Genomic DNA, 23,160 nt, shown 5'->3' with positions numbered 1-23,160 from the left:
GCCGCTTCTGCGGCCTAGGCCACAGACCATTTCAGCGACGCTCGCGGAGAACAGGCTGGACTGCTAGTCTCGTTAGGTCTGCCATTGTACAAAAATTAAAATCGAGTCGTTATGTTGGGGCGTTTATTGATCCTTTGGGCGTTGCTGTTTGCCAGTCAGGCCAGCGCGTTAACTATTTATAAGTACACCGATGCCAACGGTGTGGTCACTTACAGCGACCAGGCCGCGCCCGGTGCGCAAGTGTTTGTGTTTCGCGACCGCATGGTTGAGCGCCTGGATAACCAGGTAAAGCTGGAAACCAAGAAACACGAAGCCGGTGAAACGCTGTTGGTGCGCAACGACTTGTTCGCCCCCGTGCAGATCGAGTTACGCCTGCAAGCCACTGACAACATCACCGGTATACCGGACGAGCCGATCAGTTGGGTGCTGCCGCCGCGCAGTAAAATTCGCTTGGTGACTCTGGCACCGCGTGATGCCCGCAAACCCATGCGTTATACCCCCAAGCTGCGTTACGCCATGGGCGATCCGCGCTTGTTACCGACCCAGCAGCATTACCCGCTGCCGTGGCGCGGCGGACCGTTCCGTCTGACCCAGGGCGCTAACGGTAAGTACAGCCATTTCACCCCCAAAGGCCGTTACGCCATGGATATCGCCATGCCTGAAGGCACGCCAATTGTCGCGGCGCGCGGCGGAATGGTAGTGAAAACCGAGAATCGGCAGAGTGGGCGCGGCAATAATCCGTCCGGCAACTATGTGCGCATCCTGCACGACGACGGCACCATGGGCGTCTACCTACACTTGATGCAAGGTTCGGTCGTCGTGCGCGAGGGCAGCCGAGTCAATGTTGGCAGCCTGCTCGCGCGCTCCGGCAACACCGGCAACAGCACCGGCCCGCACCTGCACTTCGTGGTGCAGCGCAACGTCGGATTAGCACTGGAATCGATCCCCTTCGACTTCGCCAAACCGGTTAACAGCCTGCCCAACTTTGCGGTAGGCGGCGAATAAACAACCTGTTGCCGGTCCGCTTATAGTCGAGTGGAAACAGGTTTTTATTGCCGTTGGCTCTGCGCGCTAACGGAAGGCCAGGTCGCGCAGCGTCGGTTAAATGCCGCGCGACCCATGATCTGCGCCTCAATCCAGCTTGAGCACCTTGGCCAGCACGACCTTCGGGCCTTTCATCTTTTTCACGATGATGCGCAGGCCGTCGACTTCCAGCACTTCCTCTTCTTCAGGCATGCGCTTGAGGGTTTCGTAGATCAAGCCTGCCAGGGTTTCTGCCTCGACATGGTCGAGGTCGACCCCGAGTAGGCGCTCGACCTTGGCCAGCGGCGTGTCGCCGCGCACCAGCAGCTTGCCCGGTTGGTAGGCGAGGATGCCGCGTTCGGCCTTGCGGTGTTCGTCCTGAATATCGCCGACCAGGGCTTCCAGCACGTCTTCCATGGTCAGGTAGCCGATCACCTTGCCGTCGGCTTCCTCGACCAGCGCGAAGTGCGAGCCGCCCTGACGAAACTGCTCCAGCAGGTTGGACAGCGGCATGTGCCGGCCGACACGTTCGATTGGGTGCATGAGGTCGGCCAGCTTCAGCGCCGAGGGCAGCATTTCCAGCAGGGACAGGTGCAGCAGCAGGTCCTTGATGTGCAGAACGCCGACAAATTCGCCGCTGGTGTCGTCATAGATCGGGTAGCGGCTGTACTTGTGCCGGCGGAACACGCTGAACACCTCATCCAGCGCGGCTGTTAGCGGTAGGGACACCAGATCCTCGCGGGAGTTGGCCCAGTCCACCACTTCCAGTTCGCCCAGTTCGACGGCCGAGGCGAGAACGCGCATGTCCTGATCGTTAGGGTCGCTGGCGCGTCGGGAATGCAGGATCAGCTTGAGTTCATCACGGCTGTAGTGGTGCTCATGGTGCGGCCCTGGCTCGCCCTGACCGGCCACGCGCAGGATGGCGTTGGCGCTGGCGTTAAGCAGGAAGATCGCCGGGTACATCGCCCAGTAAAACAGGTACAGCGGCGCAGCCGTCCACAGCGACAGCAGCTCGGGTTTGCGGATGGCCCACGACTTGGGCGCGAGTTCGCCAATCACGATATGCAGGTAGGAAATGATAAAGAACGCGGTGAAGAAGGCGATGCCATGCACCAGCTTCGGCGACTCGATGCCGATAGCGGCCAGCAGCGGTTCGAGCAGGTGAGCAAAGGCCGGTTCGCCCACCCAGCCAAGGCCGAGGGAGGCCAGGGTAATACCCAGCTGGCAGGCGGAGAGGTAGGCGTCGAGCTGGTTGTGCACAGTGCGCAGGATATGCCCGCGCCAGCCATTCTTGGCGGCCAAGGCTTCGACCTTGGTGGCTCGCAGCTTGACGATGGCGAACTCAGCGGCGACGAAGAAGCCGTTGAGCAAGACCAGAAACAGGGCAAATAAAACCAGGCCGAAATCGGCGAAGTAAGTGGCAGCGGTGTAACTCGGGGAGGGGTCCATACAGGGTTCGGGTAGTGGATGAGCGCTACAAGGTGGGGGTTGATTGCCGGCTTTGCAAGTAGGGCGCGGCTACTGACCGCGGCGCACCATCTGCAAGGGCGGGAAGTGGCAGGTAAAGGTGCTGCCCTTGCCCAGCTGGCTGGCAATCTCCAAGCGGGCGCGGTGGCGCAGCAGCACATGCTTGACGATGGCCAGGCCCAGGCCGGTGCCGCCGGTGTTGCTGGCGCGGCTGGAGTCGACGCGGTAGAAGCGCTCGGTCAGGCGCGGCAGGTGTTTGGCTTCGATGCCCAGGCCGGTGTCCTGCACGCTGAGGTGCGCGCCCTGTTCATCACTCCACCAACGCACATGGATTTCACCTTCGTCCGGGGTGTATTTCACCGCGTTGAACACCAGGTTGGAGAACGCGCTACGCAACTCGGCCTCGCTGCCTTTGAGCTTGAGGTGCGGGTCTGCCTCCAGGCTGATGCGGTGGTGGCGCTCGCCGGACAGCGCCTGGGCATCGTTCTTGATGCTCAGCAGCAGCAGGTCAACCGCTACTGGTTGGTTATCCGAGGGGTAATCGGTGGCTTCCAGCTTGGCCAGTAACAGCAGGTCGTTGAGCAGGTTTTGCATGCGCCCGCCTTGCTGTTGCATCTGTTGCAGGGCGCGCAGCCAGCGTGGATTAACGTTTTCGACGTTATCCAACAGGGTTTCCAGATAGCCGCTGATCACCGTGAGCGGGGTGCGCAGTTCATGGGAAACGTTGGCCACGAAGTCTTTGCGCATTTGCTCCAGCTGATGCAGCCGGGTGATATCACGCACCAGCATCAGGTGCTCGCGGTTGCCGTAGCGGGTGATGTGAAATTGCAGGCGCAGGTGGTTATTCACCGGCGAAGGCAGCTCCAGCGGCTCGTTGTAATTGTGGTTGTCGAAATAGTCGATAAAGCGCGGGTCGCGCAGCAGATTGGTGATTTGCTGGCCGCTGTCCTGGGGCGTTTGCAGGCCCAGGAGTTTCTCGGCGGCGATGTTCCACCACTCCAGGTTGCCGTCGCGGTCGAGCATGACCACCGCGTCTTTTAGCGCGGCCGTGGACTCCTGCACGCGGTCGATCACCGCCTGCAAGCGTGCGCGGACTTTCTGGTCGCGGCGCTGCAGGTGATAAATGCTGTCGAGTACCTCGCCCCACAGGCCGTAGCCTTCCGGCGGTGCCTCATCCCCCTCGCGGGTGCGCAGCCATTTGTGCAGACGCAGCAGTTGCTGCAGATGCCAGCCGAGGTAGCCGGCCAGGCCGATTACCAGGGGCCAAGCGTATTCGCCGGTGATCAAGCCCAGCAGCAGGCAAACACCGCCGAGCACTAACAATTGACGTATCAGGGAGCCGCGCCAGTCTTGATTCAATTCAAACTCATCCGCCAATCAATCCATGGTTGCCAGGTGCGAGTAGCAAAAGCGGCCTAGCTTTTGGTGGAAAAACGGTAACCCGTGCCACGTACAGTCTGCACCAAATTCTCGTAGACCTCGCCGAGGGCTTTGCGCAGGCGCCGAATGTGCACATCGACCGTGCGTTCTTCAACATAGACGTTGCCGCCCCACACCTGATCAAGCAATTGGCCGCGGGTGTAGGCGCGCTCTTGGTGGGTCATAAAAAATTGCAGCAAGCGGTATTCGGTGGGGCCCATTTCCGCCGGTTTGCCGTCGATGGTCACGCGATGGCTGATTGGGTCGAGCAGCAGGCCGCCAACTTCGATCGGCCCTTCACTGTCAACGGGGCCGGCGCGGCGCAGCACGGCTTTCAGGCGCGCGACCAGTTCGCGCGGGGAAAACGGCTTGGTGATGTAGTCATCTGCACCGACTTCCAGGCCCTGGATCTTGTTGTCCTCTTCGCCCTTGGCGGTGAGCATGATGATCGGAATATCGTTGGTCAGCTCATCGCGCTTGAGCCGCCGCGCCAGCTCGATGCCGCTGGTGCCGGGCAACATCCAGTCGAGCAGAATCAGGTCGGGCTTGCGGTCGACAATGATTGCGTGGGCCTGCTGGGTGTTCTCCGCTTCCAGGCACTCGTAGCCGGCCATCTCCAGGGCCACGGCGATCATTTCACGGATCGGTGCTTCGTCATCGACGATCAGGATGTTCTTGCCAACCATGGATCAAACCTCAAGTCATCTCGCTGTAATGGCCTGCATTAGATAACGGAATTATTGCAGCCATATGACAGTCGCGCGGCACTGCCTTGTAACACGCCTCCTAGCCGCGCAAGGCGTAGTCGAGCACTAGGCCAAGAAAGATCGCCAGTCCGGCCCAGTGGTTATGCAAAAAAGCATTGAAACAGACCATGGGTTGGCGGTTGCGGGTCACGTGGAATTGCCAGGCAAAGCAGCCCGCCGCCACCACTAAACCGATATGGAAGTACAGCCCCAGCTCAAAGCGCGCCGCCGCCAAGAGCAGGCAAAGCAGCGCCAGGCCTTGCAGGGTGAGGATGATCAAACGGTCGGCATCGCCGAACAGAATGGCGGTGGATTTCACCCCAATTTTCAGGTCGTCTTCGCGGTCGGCCATGGCGTAGTAGGTGTCATAGGCCACCGTCCACAGCAGGTTGGCGATGTACAACAGCCAGGCCTCGGGCGGCGGCATCTCCCCAGTCACCGCGCTGAACGCCATCGGCATGCCCCAGGAAAACGCCGCCCCCAATACCACCTGTGGATAGAAGGTGTAGCGCTTCATAAAGGGGTAGCAGGCCGCCAGTGCCAGGCCGCCAAACGACAGCCAGATGGTGGTGGCATTGGTAAACAGCACCAAAACAAAGCTGGCCGCCACCAGGACGACGAAGAGGATCAGCGCCTCGCGCGGTTTGACCTTGCCACTGGCCAGGGGCCGCGCCTGGGTACGGCTGACATGGCCGTCGAAGTTGCGGTCGGCGTAGTCGTTGATCACGCAGCCGGCGGCGCGCATAAGGAATACACCGGCGATGAAAATAACCAGGTTTTTTGCGCTCGGCACACCTTCAGCCGCTACCCAGAGTGCCCACAGCGTTGGCCACAGCAGCAGGTACATGCCGATGGGTTTTTCCAGGCGCATTAGCTGGATAAAGTCCCAGGCGCGTGGGTGCAGGCGGTTGAGTGAGTGCAGCAACTGGGTATACATCGAGCGCGTCTCCGTGCGGGTTGCGGCGGATTATACGGAGTCGGCGCGCGGGATGGGGCCAGGGTTGAGCTGTAGGAGGGCTGACGCTGTTTATTGATAGTTTACGCCTGCGGCCCGACCTAGGCGGCCCCATCGATCCTACGGCTCGATGGCTGCTGCCGCCCAGAAGGCCGGCAAGAACACCTCGGCCACCAGCACGTTCAGCGCGCCACGGCTAAAGCACGAGCGGCGCGCCCATAGGTTTTCTTCGCGCACCTGCTGCGGCAACCAGGCGGCCGGGTAGTGGCAGGCTTGCAGCGGTCCGCGGGCGAAGGCGCGGTCGCTGAACAGCAACTCGCCGAGGGAGCGGCTGCCAAGCTGGTCGAGGCCCATCCCGGAATCTTCCAGCGCGCGGCGCGCGGCCACGCTGCGGGCAAACACCCACGGCTGTTGGTGGCCGCGCAGAAACACCTCGCGCACCCAGCCTTGGCTGCCTTCTGCAACATTCAAGGCGGCGCATTCATCACTGCGCAGGGTCTGCCAGCCTTCGTTCAGCGGCAAGACGCTGAAGTGTTTGGCCGACAGTTCGACCAGGCGCTGGGTGAGTGAGTCCTGGTTGACGAACAGCCAGCCGTAAACGCCCGCCGCCGGGGTCGGTTGCAATTGGCTGGCGGTGAGCCAGTGCGGCGGAAAAGCGAGAGAGGCATCGGGCACGGTAGGGAAGTCACCACAAATCAAAGCGCGCGAGTGTAGCAAATGCCAGTGATCATCCAGAGGGCCGTCATCAGCGGCTTGGCTTGATGGCGCTGGCGGGGTTGTTGGAGCCGGCTCCTACGCCCAGCCTTCAAGGCGCATGGTCGCTCGAACCAGGCGTTGTTCTTCTTCTTCAATCTCCTTGAGGTTGTCGCGAATGCTGTGAATGTGCTCGCGTGCCGCGCGCTGCGCTTGTTCGGGCAGACGCTCGATCACCGCCTGGTAGAGCCGTGTGTGCTGGCGGTCGATTTGGCGTTTCTGCATGGGCCGGTGGTAGAGGTTGTTAACCGAGGCAAACACCGTGCTGAGCATCAAGTCGGTCAACGATTGCAGCGTGTGCAGCAACACCGGGTTGTGTGACGCCTCGCAAACCGCCAGGTGGAAGGCGTGGTCGAGGCGCGCATGCTCGCGCGGATCGACCGGCACGGCCTGGCTGTGGGCGGCGAGCATTTCTTCATAGCGCCGGGTGAGCAGGACGAAATCCGCCTCGGTGCCGCGCAAGGCGGCCAGTCGCGCCGACTCGGCTTCGAGCAGGGCGCGCACTTCAAGCAGGTCGAAGAGGGTACGCGGCTGTGAGTTGAACAGGTGCATCAGCGGGCTGGCGTCGCGGGGGCCGTTTAGCGTGGCCACCCGCGAGTCGCGGCCCTGCGCGGTCTCGATGATGCCGCGACCGCGCAGCACCTTGAGCCCTTCGCGCAGGGCGGAACGGGAGATCCCCAGTTTCTCGCACAGGCGGCGCTCCGAAGGCAGCGCTTGGCCGACCTTGAGCACGCCATCGACGATCAACCGCTCGATGCGTTCAGCGACCACATCACTGACCTGGCGGCGAATATCAGGTGTCTTTTCGAGCATGCTAAGCGCCTCTAGTAACTGGTAGTACCAGTTGGTTCGGGTCAACCCTGTGCGTCTCAATATAGGTGTAAAGCGCCCTATATGTAAGCCTATTAGGCAGTTTTAGCTCGGCTGCGAACTTAAGAAACTGGTCATACCAGCGTGTTGAACGATAGACGTTGGGCGTGCAGGCCTCTACAACTAGTGCACAACAAGCAGACCGGGTCGCTACCGGTGCTGCGCGCAAACAAAAGACAACGTCACGCGAGAACGCCTGCCATGAGTATTCTGTACGACGAGCGCGTCGATGGGCCGCTGCCCAACGTCGATAAGCCAGCTTTGCTGGCTGCATTGCGTGAGCAGCTCCCCGATATGGAGGTGCTGCACATCGCAGAAGACCTCAAACCCTACGAATGCGATGGCCTTTCGGCCTATACCACCACGCCGATGCTGGTGGTCTTGCCTGAGCGTATTGAGCAGGTCGAGCAGCTGCTCAAACTCTGCTACCAACGCAATGTACCCGTGGTTGCACGCGGTGCGGGCACCGGTCTGTCGGGCGGTGCGTTGCCGCTGTCGCAAGGCATTCTGCTGGTGATGGCGCGCTTCAAGCACATCCTCGAAGTGAATCCCGAGGGGCGTTTTGCCCGTGTCCAGCCTGGTGTGCGCAACCTGGCCATCTCCCAGGCCGCCGCGCCGTATGACCTCTACTACGCACCGGACCCGTCCTCGCAAATCGCCTGCTCGATCGGCGGCAACGTCGCCGAGAACGCGGGGGGTGTGCACTGCCTTAAATACGGCCTGACCGTGCACAACCTGCTCAAGGTGGAGATTCTCACCGTCGAGGGTGAGCGCATGACCCTGGGCAGCGATGCCCTGGATTCACCGGGTTTCGACCTGCTCGCGCTGTTCACCGGCTCCGAAGGCATGCTCGGCATCATCACCGAGGTGACGGTCAAGCTGCTGCCCAAGCCGCAGGTGGCCAAAGTGTTGCTCGCCAGCTTCGACTCGGTGGAGAAAGCCGGTCGCGCGGTGGGTGAAATCATCGCGGCAGGGATCATCCCCGGCGGCCTGGAAATGATGGACAACCTGGCGATTCGCGCCGCTGAAGACTTTATCCACGCCGGCTACCCGGTAGAGGCCGAGGCCATTCTGCTGTGTGAGCTGGATGGCGTGGAAGCCGATGTGCATGACGAGTGCGTGCGCGTTGAAGCTGTGCTGACCCAGGCCGGCGCCACCGAAGTGCGCCTGGCCCGCGACGAGGCGGAGCGCATCCGATTCTGGGCCGGGCGCAAGAACGCCTTCCCCGCGGTGGGACGCCTGTCGCCGGACTACTACTGCATGGATGGCACCATCCCGCGCCGCGAGCTGCCGGGTGTGCTCAAGGGCATCAGCGACCTCTCTGAAGAGTTCGGTCTGCGGGTGGCCAACGTGTTCCATGCCGGTGACGGTAACATGCACCCACTGATCCTGTTTGATGCCAACCAGCCCGGCGAGCTAGAGCGCGCCGAGACCTTGGGCGGCAAGATTCTCGAACTCTGCGTCAAGGTCGGCGGCAGCATCACCGGCGAGCACGGCGTGGGCCGCGAGAAGATCAACCAGATGTGCTCCCAGTTCAACAGTGACGAGCTGACGTTGTTCCACGCGGTGAAAGCGGCCTTTGATCCACGCGGCCTGCTCAACCCCGGTAAGAACATTCCGACCCTGCACCGCTGCGCCGAATTCGGTTCCATGCACGTGCACCACGGCAAGTTGCCTTTCCCTGAACTGGAGCGTTTTTAATGGTTATGCGGCATGACGCAGATGCCAGTGCGGCGCTGCTGGAACAAGTCAATCACAGCCTCAACAGCTCGACTGCACTGCGCATTCAGGGCGGCAACAGCAAGGCGTTTCTCGGCCGTAAGGTTGAGGGCGAAGTGCTCGATACCCGCGTCCACCGTGGCATCGTCAGCTACGACCCGACCGAGCTGGTGATCACCGCGCGCGCCGGCACACCGCTGGCTGAGTTGGAAGCAGCACTCGACGAGGCCGGGCAGATGCTCACCTGTGAGCCTGCGCAATTCGGCGGTGCGGCGACCCTGGGCGGCATGGTTGCCGCCGGCCTGTCGGGGCCACGTCGGCCCTGGTCCGGCGCGGTACGCGACCTGGTGCTGGGTGCGCGCCTGATCACCGGCATGGGCAAACACCTGCGCTTTGGTGGCGAGGTGATGAAGAACGTCGCCGGCTACGACCTGTCGCGCTTGCTCGCCGGCAGCTTCGGCTGCCTGGGGGTGATCACCGAAGTATCGCTCAAGGTGCTGCCCAAGCCGCGCCAGTGCCTCAGCCTGCGCCTGGACATGGACGCCGCCTTGGCCCTGCAAAAACTCGCTGAGTGGGGCCAGCAGCCGATTCCGCTGAGTGCCGCCAGCCACGACGGCCGGGCGCTGCATCTGCGCCTGGAAGGCGGGGAAGGCTCAGTCGCCGCCGCGCGTGAACGCCTGGGTGGTGAGCTGCTCGACAGCGCTTACTGGGCCGGCCTGCGCGAGCAGCGTTTGAGCTTCTTCGCCGATCCACGGCCGCTGTGGCGGTTGTCGGTGCCGAGCAGCACTGGCGTGCTGACGTTGCCTGGCGAGCAGTTGATCGATTGGGGCGGCGCACAGCGCTGGCTGAAATCCGATGCTGATGCGGCGCTGATCCGCCAGACCGTCGCCGCAGTCGGTGGCCATGCCACCTGCTTTACCGCCGGTCACTGCGACAGCCCCTTCCAGCCGCTGGCCGCGCCGTTGCTGCGCTACCACCGCCAGCTGAAAACCCAGCTCGACCCCCAGGGCATTTTCAATCCTGGCCGCATGTATGCCGAGGTATAGCCGTGCAGACTAATCTGAGTGAACACGCCAAAAGTCTGCCGCGCGCCGAGGAAGCCGAACGCATCCTGCGCAGCTGCGTGCATTGTGGTTTCTGCAACGCCACCTGCCCGACTTACCAATTGCTTGGTGATGAGCTGGACGGCCCGCGCGGGCGCATCTACTTGATCAAGCAAGTGCTGGAAGGCAACGAAGTTACCGCCAAGACCCAGCTGCACCTGGACCGCTGCCTGACCTGCCGTAACTGTGAAACCACCTGCCCGTCGGGTGTGCAGTACCACAACCTGCTGGATATCGGCCGCGCCGTGGTGGATGCCGCCGTACCGCGCCCGTTGGCCCAGCGCGCGCTGCGTGAAAGCTTGCGCGCCGTGGTGCCGAACGCGGCTCTGTTCAAGGGGCTGGTGCAGATCGGCCAGGTGTTCCGTCCGATGTTGCCGGCGAGTCTCAAGAGCAAGCTGCCGCGCATCGTAAATGCCGCGAAGCCACGCCCTGCGCCGCGCCATGAGCGCCGTGTGCTGATGCTCGAAGGCTGCGTACAGCCTGGCCTGGCGCCCAACACCAATGCCGCCACGGCGCGGGTGCTGGATCGCTTGGGCATTAGCGTTACGCCGATCAATGAAGCCGGTTGCTGCGGCGCGGTGGACTACCACTTGAATGCCCAAGAGCAGGGGCTGCAACGTGCCCGACAGAACATCGACGCCTGGTGGCCTGCCATCGAGCAGGGCGCCGAGGCCATCGTGCAAACGGCCAGCGGTTGCGGTGCCTTCGTCAAGGATTATGGGCACCTGCTGGCGCAGGATCCGGCCTATGCCGAGAAGGCCCAGCGCGTCAGTGAACTGGCCAAGGACCTGATTGAGGTCTTCAGCGCCGAGCCCCTGGAACAGCTCAATGTGCAGGCTGACAAGCGTTTGGCCTTCCATTGCCCCTGCACGCTGCAGCATGCGCAGAAGCTCGGCGGTGCGGTCGAGGGCGTGCTCGCGCGCCTGGGCTTCAACTTGACGGCCGTGCCCGACAGCCACCTGTGCTGCGGTTCTGCCGGCAGCTACTCGCTGACCCAGCCGGAGCTGTCCAAGCAGCTGCGTGACAACAAATTAAATGCCCTGGAAAGCGGCAAGCCGGAGGTGATCGTCACCGCCAACATCGGCTGCCAAACCCACCTCGACGGCGCCGGTCGCACGCCTGTGCGGCACTGGATCGAACTCGTCGAAGAAGCCCTGAATTAATTGGAGAACAGCATGCTTAGCAAAGCTATATTGAGCCAAACCGAAGTCAGCCGCATGCTCGCTGCTGCCCGCAGCGAGGCCGAGAAGAACCAGTGGGCCGTGACCATCAGCGTGGTCGATGACGGCGGTCACCCGCTGGCCCTGGAGCGCCTCGATGGTTGCGCGCCGATTGGTGCCTACATTGCCAGCGAAAAAGCCCGCAGCGCCGCCCTCGGTCGTCGTGAGACCAAGGGCTTTGAAGACATGGTCAATGGCGGGCGCACGGCTTTTCTGTCCGCACCACTGGTGACCTCGCTGGAAGGCGGCGTGCCGGTGATTGTTGACGGCCAAGTGGTTGGCGCAATCGGTGTGTCTGGGGTCAAGGCTGACCAGGATGCACAAGTGGCCAAAGCCGGCGTTGCCGCACTGAGCTGATTCGCCTCGCGAGGCGGTTCCTCAGTGAGCCGCCAGGCGCCTAGCGCCACACCTGTACTGATTTTTGGAGAGTGGGAAAATGACCGATCGCGTGAACTGCCAGCGCCTGCAAGTGGCCACCAATCTGCAACGTTTTGTCGACGAGGAAGTGCTGCCGGGCAGCGGTATTGAGCGCGAGGCGTTCTGGGCGGGTTTCGACGCCCTGGTACATGACCTGGCGCCGAAGAACCGTGCACTGCTGGCCGAGCGTGATGCCCTGCAAGTCCAGCTGGACACCTGGCACCGCGAGCATCCAGGGCCGATTAGCGACATGCCGGCGTATCGCACCTTCCTCGAATCCATCGGCTACCTGTTGCCGCAACCCGACAGCGTGCAAGCCAGCACCGCCAACGTCGACAGCGAGATCAGCAGCCAGGCCGGCCCGCAGCTGGTGGTGCCGGTAATGAATGCCCGCTACGCGCTGAACGCCGCCAACGCGCGCTGGGGTTCGCTGTATGACGCCCTGTACGGCACCGATGCGATCAGCGAAGACGGCGGCGCGCAGAAGGGCTCAGGCTACAACCAGGTGCGTGGTGACAAGGTGATTGCCTTTGCCCGTGCCTTCCTCGATCAGGCTGCGCCGTTGGCCAAGGGCTCGCACGTCGACTCGACCGGCTATCAAGTGGTTGCTGGTCAGCTGCACGTCAGCCTGAAAGACGGTAGCCAAACGGGCCTGGCCCAGGCTGCTAAGTTTATCGGCTATCAGGGCGAGGCCAGCGCGCCGACCGCCGTGTTGCTGAAGAACAACGGCCTGCATGTGGAAATCCAGATCGATGCCAGCAGCCAGATTGGCGCCACCGACGCCGCAGGGGTCAAAGACCTGCTGATCGAGTCGGCGCTGTCGACCATTCTCGACTGTGAAGACTCCGTGGCAGCGGTCGACGCCGACGATAAGGTGGTGATTTACCGCAACTGGCTCGGCCTGATGAAGGGCGACCTCAGCGAAGAATTGGAGAAGGGCGGCAAGCGCATCGTCCGTCGCCTCAACCCGGACCGCACCTACACCGCCGCCGATGGTGGCGAGTTGACGCTGCACGGTCGTTCGTTGCTGTTCGTGCGTAACGTCGGCCACCTGATGAGCAACCCGGCGATTCTCGATGGCGAGGGTAACGAGATCCCCGAGGGCATTCTCGATGGCGTGATGACCAGCCTGTGCGCGCTGCATGACCTGCAGCGTAAGGGCAACTCGCGTACCGGCAGCGTCTACATCGTTAAGCCGAAGATGCACGGCCCGGCCGAAGTGGCCTTTGCCGATCAGCTGTTCGGGCGTATTGAAGACCTGCTGCAGCTGCCGCGTCATACCCTGAAAATGGGCATCATGGACGAAGAGCGGCGCACCAGTATCAACCTCAAAGCCTGCATCGGCGCTGCCAGCGCGCGGGTGGCGTTTATCAACACCGGTTTCCTCGACCGTACCGGTGACGAGATGCACACCGCGATGGAAGCGGGCGCCATGTTGCGTAAGGGCGACATGAAAAGCAGCGCCTGGATTCAGGCCTATGAGCGCAACAACGTGCTGGTGGGTTTGAGCTGCGGCCTGCGTGGTCGGGCGCAAATCGGTAAGGGCATGTGGGCCATGCCGGACCTGATGGCCGCCATGCTGGAACAGAAGATCGGCCACCCCAAAGCCGGTGCCAACACCGCCTGGGTACCGTCGCCGACGGCCGCCACCCTGCATGCCATGCACTACCACCAGGTGGATGTACAAGCGGTGCAGCGTGAACTGGAAGCCATCGACCTCAACAGCCAGCGTGACAGCCTGCTGAATGATCTACTCAGCGTGCCGGTGGCCGCCGAGCGTAACTGGAGCGCTAGCGAGATTCAGGAAGAGCTGGACAACAACTGCCAGGGCATCCTCGGTTATGTGGTGCGTTGGGTGGAGCAGGGCGTGGGTTGCTCCAAAGTGCCGGATATTCACAACGTGGGCCTGATGGAAGACCGTGCGACGCTGCGCATCTCCAGCCAGCACATTGCCAACTGGTTGCACCATGGGGTTATCGACGAGGCTCAGGTGCGTGAGAGTCTGGCGCGGATGGCCAAGGTGGTCGATCAGCAGAATAGCGGCGATGCGGCTTACCGGCCGATGGCAACCAACTATGCTCAGTCTGCAGCCTTCCAGGCCGCCAGTGATTTGGTATTCAAAGGGCGTGAGCAGCCGAGTGGCTACACCGAACCACTGCTGCATGCGTGGCGTCTGCGTTTCAAGCAATAAGAGGGCTGGCTAGACTCGATTAATAAACCGCCCCGTCAGGCTCAACCTGCCGGGGCGATTGAGCATTGATGCAGGTACGAGTTACTGCGTACCGGCATCAGGGGGGCTGCTTAGGGTTGGCTGAGTGTTGCTCGACCAACTCGGCAGGTCTACGTGCGTGGCGCCGGGTCTTCCCGGGATATTCTGGTTCACAATAAAAAATAGGAACCAACACATGAGTCAAACACTGCTGTCGATACTGGCCTTTGTGCCTTTGGTGCTGGCGGGTGTGCTGCTGATCGGCTTTCGCTGGCCAGCCAAGTACGCCATGCCGGTGGTCTTTCTGCTCACCGCAATCATTGGCCTGACGGCCTGGGATATGTCCTTCAATCGGGTGCTGGCGTCCAGCCTGCAAGGCCTGATTCTCACCGCCGCGATCCTCTGGATCATCTTCGGCGCGATCCTGTTGCTCAACACCCTTAAACATTCCGGTGGCATTGCCGCCATCCGTCGTGGCTTCGCTACCATCACCCCGGACCGTCGGGTCCAGGCGCTGATCGTGGCCTGGTTGTTCGGCTGCTTTATCGAGGGCGCCTCGGGCTTTGGTACGCCGGCTGCCGTTGCGGCGCCACTGTTGGTGGCCTTGGGGTTCCCAGCGCTGGCGGCAGTGGTACTGGGCATGATGGTGCAATCCACGCCGGTGTCTTTCGGCGCGGTGGGTACACCGATCCTGGTCGGCGTTGCCGGCGGTCTGGATCAGGCCGGTATGAGTGCGCAACTGGCCACAGTGGGCAGTAGCTGGGAGGTGTTCTTCCACCTGATCTTCTCGCGCGTGGCGATTACTCACGGTTTGATCGGCATCTTTATGCCACTGATCATGCTGTCGATCATGACGCGCTTCTTCGGCAAGAATCAGTCGTGGAAAGAAGGCTTGGAAATGGCCCCGTTTGCCATTTTCACTGGCTTGGCTTTCGTCATTCCTTACATCGCCGCCGGCGTCTTCCTCGGTCCGGAATTCCCGTCGATGATCGGTGCGATGGTCGGCCTGGCGATTGTCATCCCTGCCGCCAAGGCAGGCTTCCTGCTGCCTAAGACCGCCTGGGACTTTGCGCCGGCCAGCGAGTGGCCAGCCGAGTGGATGGGCAAGATCGAGATGAAGCTCGAAGACATCGCCGGTAAAACGCCGATCTCCGTGCGCATGGCCTGGGCACCTTACGTGCTGCTGGCGATCTTCCTGGTGGCGTCGCGGGTCTTCCCTGAGCTGAAGGCGGCCCTGCTGTCGGTCAGCATCGGCTGGATCGACATCCTCGGTGAGACGGGTATTTCCGGCAAACTTGAGCCGTTGTACCTGCCGGGCGGCATCCTGTGCATGGTGGTGCTGGTGACCGCACTGCTGCACCGCATGCGTCTGTCCGAGCTGGGTGCTGCGATCAATGAGTCGAGCCGTACCTTGCTGGGCGCGGGCTTCGTGCTGATCTTCACCATTCCGATGGTGCGGATTCTGATCAACTCCGGCGTCAACGGTGCGGACCTGGTGTCCATGCCAGTGGCTATGGCGCAGCTGGTGGCAGACAGCGTGGGCGGGGTTTATCCGTTCTTCGCGCCGGCTGTGGGTGCCTTGGGTGCCTTTATCGCCGGCTCCAACACCGTGTCCAACCTGATGCTGTCGCAGTTCCAGTTCAACGCGGCAGGCTTGCTTGGGGTTTCGGGCGCGATGATGGTGGCCGCGCAGTCGGTGGGTGCGGCGGCAGGTAACATGATTGCCATTCACAACGTGGTAGCGGCTTCGGCCACTGTGGGTCTGCTGGGTCGCGAAGGGATCACCCTGCGCAAAACCATTCTGCCGACCCTCTACTACCTCGTAGCGGCTGGTAGCATCACCATGATTGCCATGTACGGCATGGGGATTGGTGATCCGCTGATGCACGCGGCGGGTTAATACCCCATGTTCTGCCCGTCATGTGGCGGGCAGACGCTTATTTTGATTGGCCGCCCACGAGGCGGCCTTTCTCGTCCTGCGGCTTGGCGCACCTGCGTATATACGGTAGTTTCCGCAGCGCGATAGCCGTGTGATCTCCTGAGGTAGTTATGAAGAAGTGGCAATGTGTGGTCTGTGGACTGATTTACGACGAGAGCCAGGGTTGGCCGGATGACGGCATCGCCGCCGGTACGTTGTGGCAGGATGTCCCCGAAGACTGGCTGTGCCCTGACTGCGGCGTCGGTAAGCTGGATTTTGAAATGATCGAAATCGGCTAAGAGCCCTCTCCGATCTGATGCGCGTCGGCGCTGCAGCGTTAGGAATGGCCTCGCGCGGGTTCGCGAAATCTGAAGCAGGTTCTAAGTTAAGGCTGCGCGTCGGCGACCTAAGGGTCGCCGTTTTGTTTAGTGAGTGCCCATACTGATTACCCCGAACGAGCTGGATGAGCGGCGAGGTGGTTATGCGTAAGTGGCAGTGTGTGGTGTGCGGTTTTATCTATGACGAAGCCCTCGGTTTACCCGCAGAAGGCATCGCCCCTGGCACCGCCTGGGAAGATATTCCCGCCGATTGGCTGTGCCCCGATTGCGGCGTCGGCAAGCAGGATTTCGAGATGATCGAAATCGCCTGATAGCCCGTGCATGATCCGCGGCGCGTCAGCCCGCGGCCTTAACAACGAACTTGCAGGACTCTCGCTCGCCAGATCATGAGCAGAGTTTGATCGGCACGTCCGAAAATCAATTATGGCCGCCGCCCTGCGCCGGCCCGTGTGAGGAATGCAACATGAGCGCACCTGTCGTCATCGTCGGTACCGGCCTGGCCGGCTACAACCTGGCCCGTGAATTTCGCAAGCTGGACAGCGAAACCCCGCTGCTGCTGATCACTGCCGATGATGGCCGCTCGTATTCCAAACCGATGCTGTCCACCGGCTTTGCCAAAAACAAGGACGCCGATGGCCTGAGCATGGCTGAGCCGGGCGCCATGGCCGAGCAGCTCAAGGCGGAAGTGCGCACCCACACCCGCATCAGCGGGATCGACCCCGGCCACCAGCAGCTGTGGATTGGTGAAGAGGCCGTACCGTACCGCGACCTGGTGCTGGCCTTGGGCGCCGAGGTGATTCGCGTGCCGGTGCCCGGTGATGCTGATGACTCGATCTTCTCGATCAATGACTTGGAAGATTACGCGCGCTTTCGCACGGCTGCGGCCGGCAAGCAACGGGTGCTGCTGCTGGGTGCCGGGCTGATCGGCTGCGAGTTTGCCAATGACCTGATCCTAGGCGGCTATCAGGTTGAGCTGGTGGCGCCCTGCGAGCAGGTCATGCCCGGTTTGCTGCATCCGGCTGCTGCCGCCGCCGTGCAAGCCGGGTTGGAGGGATTGGGCGCGCGCTTTCACCTTGGCCCCGTGCTGGCCAGCCTGAATCACCAGGGCGATGGGCTGGCAGCGCAGCTGTCCGATGGCACGCTGATCAACTGTGATCTGGTGTTGTCGGCGGTGGGCTTACGACCACGCATCAACCTGGCGGCAGCTGCCGGGCTGGCAACCAATCGCGGCGTGGTAGTCGATCGCCAATTGCGCACCTCCCACGCCAATATCTATGCCTTGGGCGACTGCGCCGAGGTGGATGGGATCAACCTGCTCTACGTCATGCCGCTGATGGTCAGCGCCCGTGCGTTGGCCCAAACCTTGGCCGGTAACCCCAGCGCAGTGAGCTATGGCCCTATGCCGGTAACGGTTAAAACCCCGGTTTGCCCATTGGTCGTGTCGCCGCCACCGCACGGCCTGCAAGGCGAGTGGAGCGTTGAAGGCAGTGGCGCGGACATCAAAGCGCTGTGCCATGACAGCAGCGGCGCACTGCTGGGTTACGCGCTCACCGGTGCGGCCGTTCAGGACAAATTGGCCTTGAATAAGCGCCTGCCGGCGCTATTGGCATAAACGGCGGCTGTTCTGTCGGGTATGCCATAAAGTTGCGCGGCTTAACTGTCTGACAAGACTGGCGCAGGGCCCAATGCCATGCCATTCTCCCTCAGTCTGCCGCAGCCTAGAGCTGTTGCGGCGCCTTGGTATCTGCTCGCGCAGAGCAGCCCGGACACAACAACAAAAAACCGTAAAGAGGCATTTATGCGTAAACCGGAACTCGCCGCCGCCATCGCCGATAAGGCGGATCTGACTAAAGATCAGGCAAACCGTGTACTTAACGCGGTACTCGAAGAAATCACCAACGCCCTGAACCGTAAGGACAGCGTTACTCTGGTGGGCTTCGGTACATTCGTGCAACGCCACCGCGGTGCTCGCACCGGTAAAAACCCTCAAACGGGTGAACCGGTCCAAATCAAGGCCAGCAACACCGTCGCTTTCAAACCGGGTAAGTCCCTGAAAGATGCTGTAAATTAAACAGAGAGTGTTTCATTTTCTGTGGATAAGTTCTGCAAAGCCCCGAGAATCGGGGCTTTGCACTATCTGGGGTAAGTGAAAATATCGAAACAGTGTTTCATTAAATGGCTTCCTGGCGTTGGCGCTGCGGCCATGGCTGCCTGGACAAATTATTTGACACGCCGAATTGGCAAAAAAGCCCACGAAATATTTTCTTCCGAAATTGTTTTTGATGATGGGATCGCCGACATAGAAATCGTCGCGCCTTTAAACGCAGAAAAAACTGAAAGCATTGAAGAAGCAAAGTCGCTCGAGTTTTATAAGATAAAAGCGCTTTCAAATCTTATGAAGGTTGATGGGAAGTCCGAAGAGGAAGAGTTGGAATTCCTATCCTCGATGATTGAATCGAGCGCACTCTCAGCAGAAGACAAATTATCGCTGATTTCTGACATATCAAGCACGGATAGCAAGCTGGATGGTATTAACGCCATTGCAGCCTCACCGGCAGATGCGATAGCGCTAATTACGGATATGGTTGCGCTGGCGAAAGTTGACGGAAAGTTCCATATCACCGAAAAGATGTATATTAAGCAAGTCGGAAAAATTCTTGGGTTCGACGATGCGGATATAAATGAAATGATTAATAGCTAGTAGTGCTCGGGAGTTTTTCACCTTGCCCTCGATACCCCTAGATATTGAGGGCGACTGCTAAAGAAAAGCAGGAGTGCATGTGCCATGCCAAACAAGCTAAATTAATAGCTCCTAGTTTCGAAGATACCTTTTGTGGGCTGCATTTGGGCGACTAATGCCGTTCATATCTAGCAGCTATCGGCACAAAACTGTGTACCTGCAATGCAATATTCTTGCTTAAGAAGTGGGGTGCCAGTGTCCATTTTTGGATTTTGGTGGCTCCATCGCCGATGAAGCTATATCCAGCTTTATATCGGCTGCTTCCGGCCAGAAGAAGTCGTCGGATGTCTACGAAACTAGGAGCGATTCAAAATTATCCGTTCAAGCTCATTTGCCACCGAGCCATTTACCTTGTTCTACTGATGCGGTGGTTCAAATGCTAAGTGACTTCTATTCCATCATGGAGAACCCATAGGATTTAAAATGTTTGGTCTGTCCCAGTGACGCCTCTATTCGGTCGAAGAATTTAAGAAATATTTTTCGAGGCGCTTAGCTCCCCCACTCAGAGCAATACTTTTCCATTGATTGCCAAGTCTTATAAAGCTTTTCTAACTCCGGTTCAGGGGTAGCTAACAAACGAGCTTGACCTAGCAGCGATAGCGCATTACTCCATCTTTGCGCAACCCATTCACCCGATGCCTTCTTCATTAAAATGCAAGCTTGAATTTGACTACCGCCAGACTCAACCTGCCGCCTTAGTTCTTGGTCGTATGAATTTAAATAAACAAGCCGATCAATACTTGTGAAAAGTATGTCCGTCCTTGCCTCCAGGTCACTTCCCAACTTAACTGGGTTAAACTCTTTGAATGCAGGCGTCGACCAAAGATCACCACAGGTAATCAATTCGCAGGATGACAGAAAAAACAACACAACTGCTCTGGAAGCCTCGACTAACAGCTCTCGCTGAACACCTTCGACTTTCCCAATGCATGCTTCCTGCAACGCGTTCGCTATAAAATGCACTTCAAACAAATTTTCTAAATTTCCTAAATCCTTTCTTAAACATAGACTCAAATCGTTCGATAATTTATCCCTCAAGAACTCCCGTTTACTAGGGATCGCCAAGAGCTTTAACATCGCATGCAACCCTGACTCCAGGCTTTTATGATTTGCGTTGCAATCATAGTAATCAAATAGTAATTCCATTTGCTCAAGAGTTGTCGGACTGAGCCCTTTCAGCATCTCTGCCAATCTTTCGTAACATCTAGCAAATGAAGGCCGTGCATTAGGATCGGCGGAGAGCATTTCGCCTAAAAGTTCTACTAGTGCTTTCGCTGTAGAGGACTGTGGTTCAGCGAAATTTCTGACACCACCTTGAGCCCATCTTTTTAACTTGGAACCCTTCCACTTTTTTCCAGGATCAATGTCTGAGGATTGCACTGCGGGATGGTAGCCTTGATATAGTTCAGAAATTACTACCCCAACCGCAAAAATATCAGGAGCGAACGACCTCGCCTTATCCACAACATATTGCTCAGGCGCTTTGTATGCATTAGTTCCGCCTAAGTAATCATTAAACCATGCGTTAGCTACACCGAAATCAGCAATTTTTACCGAATACCTCACGGAAGGATCGACATGTGATGGAGGAAAATCATGAAAAATCCGACTTAAATCCGAATAAAGAATATTCTCAGGCTTTATGTCTTGGTGATATTCCATTCCACGGCTAATCGCAACCATCATTCCCTTCATGACTTGAAGGGCAATATTTATGACGGCAATAATATCAGGCTTCAGTTTGATCAAGCCACGAAGATCCCCGTCACAGTAGGGCATGCAAACCAGAGGCACCCCTTGATACATCTTTATAAAATGTGGCGAAATTATTGAATAATGGCCAGAAAACTCCACCCAATTGTGTGTTTCACGAATAAAGCCATCAACGTGCTCTGTCGTGTTGCATTCAAACTCCTTGATGGTCTTATAAGCCACTCGGCTCGGAGAGATATTTCCTTGCTCCACAATATAAACCAACCCTCCTCGCCCTTTGCGACGGTCAACTATCCTTCCTTTAAATAAGCAGGATTCCAAATATTCCTTCAAGTTTTCATCCATATCCATGCGACTCATTCTCTTGTAGTTGGCTGGATTGATAATAAGCCGATACTCTGCAAAAAAGGCGCATCGATAATATCGTCTCAACGCAGCCTTACTCCTTGGTTTCACCCCGCAAGCGCCTTTCCCATTTCCACAGCAGCACAGAAATTGGCGCTATTTTCATACATCCCAGCTATTGATCGCTTCTACCCAACAACTGCCACTTGTGAACGGCCGCTATCGCGTTCAGTTTTTTTAACGAATTTGAACGGCTGCTTTTGGCCGGGTGTCGCCAGTAGCATCGGGCTGGAGTTGGCCGGAAACAGCTGTTCGCGAAGGGGAGCTAACGCTTAATGGAAAACCTTGATGAGCGGCAGCTTCCGCCCCAGAGTGTGTAAAAACGCACCGGTAAACCCTTGCTATGATTTCCGAGAATCTCAGCGTATGGGACGCCCATGAAACGGTTTATCCAGGGTGAACACCGAGGTCAAAGCACCTTACTTCCCGAAAGCCTCGACGACTACGTCAGCGATACCAATCCGGTTCGGGTGGTTGACGTTTTCGTCGATGAACTCGACCTAGCCACGCTAGGTTTTGATGGCGTCATTCCAGCCGAAACCGGAAGACCGGCTTACCACCCTTCGATCCTGCTGAAGATCTATATCTACGGCTATCTAAACCGCATTCAATCGAGCCGGCGTCTTGAGCGAGAAGCTCAGCGCAACGTCGAACTCATGTGGTTAACCGGGCGATTGATGCCCGATTTCAAGACCATCGCCAACTTCCGAAAAGATAACAGCAAGGCCATTCGCGGCGTCTGCCGCCAGTTCGTTTTGCTCTGCCAGCAGTTGGGGTTGTTTGGCGAAAACTTGGTTGCCATCGACGGCAGCAAATTCAAGGCAGTGAACAACCGTGACCGCAATTTCACCAGCGCCAAACTGAAGCGGCGTATGGAAGAAATCGAGGCGAGCATCAGCCGTTATTTGGCTGTGCTCGATGCGGCTGATCGACAGATTCCTAGCGCCTCCGCGCCAGACACTGCCAGCCTGGAAGATAAGATTGCCAAGCTAAAAGCGCATATGAAAGAGCTTCAAGGGATCGAAACTCAGCTCAACGATTCCCCTGATAAACAGGTTTCGCTGACCGACCCGGATGCCCGTTCGATGATGACGCGCGGCAGCGGTATCGTCGGCTACAACGTGCAGACGGCTGTCGATACGCAGCACCACCTGATCGTTGCTCACGAGGTCACCAACAGCGGTTCAGACCGCGACCAACTCAGTTCAATGGCGAAGCAGGCTCGTGAAGCCATCGGCGCAGAAACGCTGTCCGTGGTGGCTGACCGAGGCTACTTCAAGGGTGAAGAGATCCTTGCCTGTCACGACGCAAACATCACGGCCTACGTGCCTAAGCCATTGACTTCAAGCGCCAAGGCTGATGGCCGATTCAATAAAGATGCCTTCGTGTATGACCCGACGAAAAACGAATACACCTGCCCGGCGGGAGAGGCACTGATCTGGCGATTCTCCAGCGTTGAGAAAGGCATGAATATGCACTGTTACTGGAGTTCTAAGTGCCAGAGTTGTGCGCTGAAAACCCAGTGCACACCAAGCACAAATCGTCGAGTAAGGCGCTGGGAGCATGAAGCAGTGCTGGAGGAAATGCAGCGCCGGTTGAACCAAGCACCAGAGATGATGCGGGTTCGAAAACGGACTGTTGAGCATCCCTTCGGCACGCTCAAGCAATGGATGGGCGCAACGCACTTCCTGACCCGAAAGCTGAACGGGGTGAGTGCGGAGATGAGCTTGAATGTGCTGGCCTACAACTTGAAACGGGTGATGAAAATCATCGGCACCGAAGGTCTGTTGAAGGCGATGACGGCGTAAAAGCCCCAGCTTTTGCTGCTCCAAGAGGTGCCAAAGCGCTTCATAAACGCTCTGACTGCGGATTCCACGCCATTCGGACACTCAGCCCACGCTGATCCGGACACCTGTTCCACGATCATTCGGACAGGCAGTCGGAGCGCAGCGACGCAGGGGTGGCATTGTTAGTCTGAGGTGCCCGGCGTCGTCAATTTCTGCGTCCGTTTGCGCATTGATTCACCCTTCAGATTGATCCGATAAGCGTTGTGCACCAGGCGGTCGAGGATGGCGTCGGCCAGGGTCGGGTCGCCGATCAGCTCGTGCCAGTTGTCCACCGGCATCTGGCTGGTAACGATGGTCG

At 59.1% G+C, this 23,160-nt stretch carries 21 protein-coding genes; 13 read left to right on the top strand and 8 right to left on the bottom strand.

Annotated features, from left to right (window positions below):
• Positions 1-111 precede the first annotated feature (111 nt).
• Positions 112-1,005 (top strand): peptidoglycan DD-metalloendopeptidase family protein, encoded by an 894-nt coding sequence (locus SOP97_RS10900; RefSeq protein ID WP_274088027.1) that lies wholly within the window; start codon positions 112-114, stop codon positions 1,003-1,005.
• A gap of 126 nt (positions 1,006-1,131) precedes the next feature.
• Here SOP97_RS10900 and SOP97_RS10895 read toward each other — a convergent pair whose 3' ends face one another.
• The 6 genes from SOP97_RS10895 to glcC all read right to left on the bottom strand — a co-directional run bounded on the left by SOP97_RS10895 (position 1,132) and on the right by glcC (position 7,176).
• Complete coding sequence (locus SOP97_RS10895; protein ID WP_274088026.1) at positions 1,132-2,472, bottom strand: hemolysin family protein; 1,341 nt, start codon at positions 2,470-2,472, stop codon at positions 1,132-1,134.
• Between the two features lie 69 nt (positions 2,473-2,541).
• Positions 2,542-3,849, bottom strand: a complete 1,308-nt coding sequence (gene phoR / locus SOP97_RS10890) for a phosphate regulon sensor histidine kinase PhoR (protein ID WP_274088025.1) — start codon at positions 3,847-3,849, stop codon at positions 2,542-2,544.
• 56 nt (positions 3,850-3,905) lie between these two features.
• Complete coding sequence (gene phoB / locus SOP97_RS10885) at positions 3,906-4,595, bottom strand: phosphate regulon transcriptional regulator PhoB (protein WP_274088024.1); 690 nt, start codon at positions 4,593-4,595, stop codon at positions 3,906-3,908.
• Between the two features lie 100 nt (positions 4,596-4,695).
• The gene (gene ubiA / locus SOP97_RS10880) at positions 4,696-5,592 is read right to left on the bottom strand and encodes a 4-hydroxybenzoate octaprenyltransferase (RefSeq protein ID WP_274088023.1); all 897 of its coding nucleotides are present in this window, start codon (positions 5,590-5,592) and stop codon (positions 4,696-4,698) included.
• Positions 5,593-5,730: 138 nt separating this feature from the next.
• Positions 5,731-6,285, bottom strand: coding sequence for a chorismate--pyruvate lyase family protein (locus SOP97_RS10875; RefSeq protein ID WP_274088022.1), 555 nt, complete (start codon positions 6,283-6,285; stop codon positions 5,731-5,733).
• Between the two features lie 117 nt (positions 6,286-6,402).
• Positions 6,403-7,176 carry a transcriptional regulator GlcC gene (gene glcC, locus SOP97_RS10870; RefSeq protein WP_274088021.1) on the bottom strand — a complete coding sequence of 258 codons (774 nt, stop codon included), beginning with the start codon at positions 7,174-7,176 and terminating at the stop codon, positions 6,403-6,405.
• Positions 7,177-7,434: 258 nt separating this feature from the next.
• On the opposite strand from glcC, the gene glcD reads away from it, so the two are divergent.
• From glcD to SOP97_RS10815, 11 genes are all read left to right on the top strand, one after another.
• Positions 7,435-8,934, top strand: coding sequence for a glycolate oxidase subunit GlcD (gene glcD / locus SOP97_RS10865; protein WP_274088020.1), 1,500 nt, complete (start codon positions 7,435-7,437; stop codon positions 8,932-8,934).
• A 5-nt stretch (positions 8,935-8,939) separates the two neighbouring features.
• Entirely contained in the window at positions 8,940-9,998 is a 1,059-nt protein-coding gene (gene glcE / locus SOP97_RS10860; RefSeq protein WP_274088102.1) for a glycolate oxidase subunit GlcE, read from the top strand.
• A gap of 2 nt (positions 9,999-10,000) precedes the next feature.
• The gene (glcF, locus tag SOP97_RS10855) at positions 10,001-11,218 is read left to right on the top strand and encodes a glycolate oxidase subunit GlcF (RefSeq protein WP_274088019.1); all 1,218 of its coding nucleotides are present in this window, start codon (positions 10,001-10,003) and stop codon (positions 11,216-11,218) included.
• Positions 11,219-11,230: 12 nt separating this feature from the next.
• Entirely contained in the window at positions 11,231-11,632 is a 402-nt protein-coding gene (locus tag SOP97_RS10850) for a heme-binding protein (protein WP_274088018.1), read from the top strand.
• Positions 11,633-11,711: 79 nt separating this feature from the next.
• Positions 11,712-13,883: a malate synthase G gene (locus SOP97_RS10845; protein WP_322949209.1), complete on the top strand. Its 2,172-nt coding sequence runs from the start codon at positions 11,712-11,714 to the stop codon at positions 13,881-13,883.
• Positions 13,884-14,097: 214 nt separating this feature from the next.
• Complete coding sequence (locus tag SOP97_RS10840) at positions 14,098-15,801, top strand: L-lactate permease (protein ID WP_274088016.1); 1,704 nt, start codon at positions 14,098-14,100, stop codon at positions 15,799-15,801.
• Positions 15,802-15,950: 149 nt separating this feature from the next.
• Complete coding sequence (locus tag SOP97_RS10835; protein ID WP_090250760.1) at positions 15,951-16,118, top strand: rubredoxin; 168 nt, start codon at positions 15,951-15,953, stop codon at positions 16,116-16,118.
• 182 nt (positions 16,119-16,300) lie between these two features.
• Positions 16,301-16,468: a rubredoxin gene (locus SOP97_RS10830; protein WP_274088015.1), complete on the top strand. Its 168-nt coding sequence runs from the start codon at positions 16,301-16,303 to the stop codon at positions 16,466-16,468.
• 152 nt (positions 16,469-16,620) lie between these two features.
• Positions 16,621-17,769 (top strand): NAD(P)/FAD-dependent oxidoreductase, encoded by a 1,149-nt coding sequence (locus SOP97_RS10825; protein WP_274088014.1) that lies wholly within the window; start codon positions 16,621-16,623, stop codon positions 17,767-17,769.
• Positions 17,770-17,955: 186 nt separating this feature from the next.
• Positions 17,956-18,228, top strand: coding sequence for an HU family DNA-binding protein (locus tag SOP97_RS10820; RefSeq protein WP_136663630.1), 273 nt, complete (start codon positions 17,956-17,958; stop codon positions 18,226-18,228).
• A 132-nt stretch (positions 18,229-18,360) separates the two neighbouring features.
• Positions 18,361-18,858: a TerB family tellurite resistance protein gene (locus tag SOP97_RS10815; protein WP_322949208.1), complete on the top strand. Its 498-nt coding sequence runs from the start codon at positions 18,361-18,363 to the stop codon at positions 18,856-18,858.
• Between the two features lie 528 nt (positions 18,859-19,386).
• Here SOP97_RS10815 and SOP97_RS10810 read toward each other — a convergent pair.
• Positions 19,387-20,961 (bottom strand): protein kinase domain-containing protein, encoded by a 1,575-nt coding sequence (locus SOP97_RS10810; protein WP_322949207.1) that lies wholly within the window; start codon positions 20,959-20,961, stop codon positions 19,387-19,389.
• 431 nt (positions 20,962-21,392) lie between these two features.
• Between SOP97_RS10810 and SOP97_RS10805 the strand changes: the two genes are divergently transcribed.
• Positions 21,393-22,823 (top strand): IS1182 family transposase, encoded by a 1,431-nt coding sequence (locus tag SOP97_RS10805; RefSeq protein WP_322949206.1) that lies wholly within the window; start codon positions 21,393-21,395, stop codon positions 22,821-22,823.
• A 161-nt stretch (positions 22,824-22,984) separates the two neighbouring features.
• Here the strand turns inward: SOP97_RS10805 and SOP97_RS10800 are convergent.
• Positions 22,985-23,160, bottom strand: a 176-nt coding sequence (locus tag SOP97_RS10800) for an ATP-binding protein (RefSeq protein ID WP_322949275.1), incomplete at its 5' end; no start/stop codon positions are given.

Origin of the sequence: Pseudomonas spirodelae (genome assembly GCF_034653255.1) — a bacterium.
GTDB classification, from domain to species: domain Bacteria; phylum Pseudomonadota; class Gammaproteobacteria; order Pseudomonadales; family Pseudomonadaceae; genus Aquipseudomonas; species Aquipseudomonas spirodelae.
The sequence above is the reverse complement of the archived record's forward strand: the minus strand, read 5'-3'. Positions and strand labels throughout refer to the sequence as shown.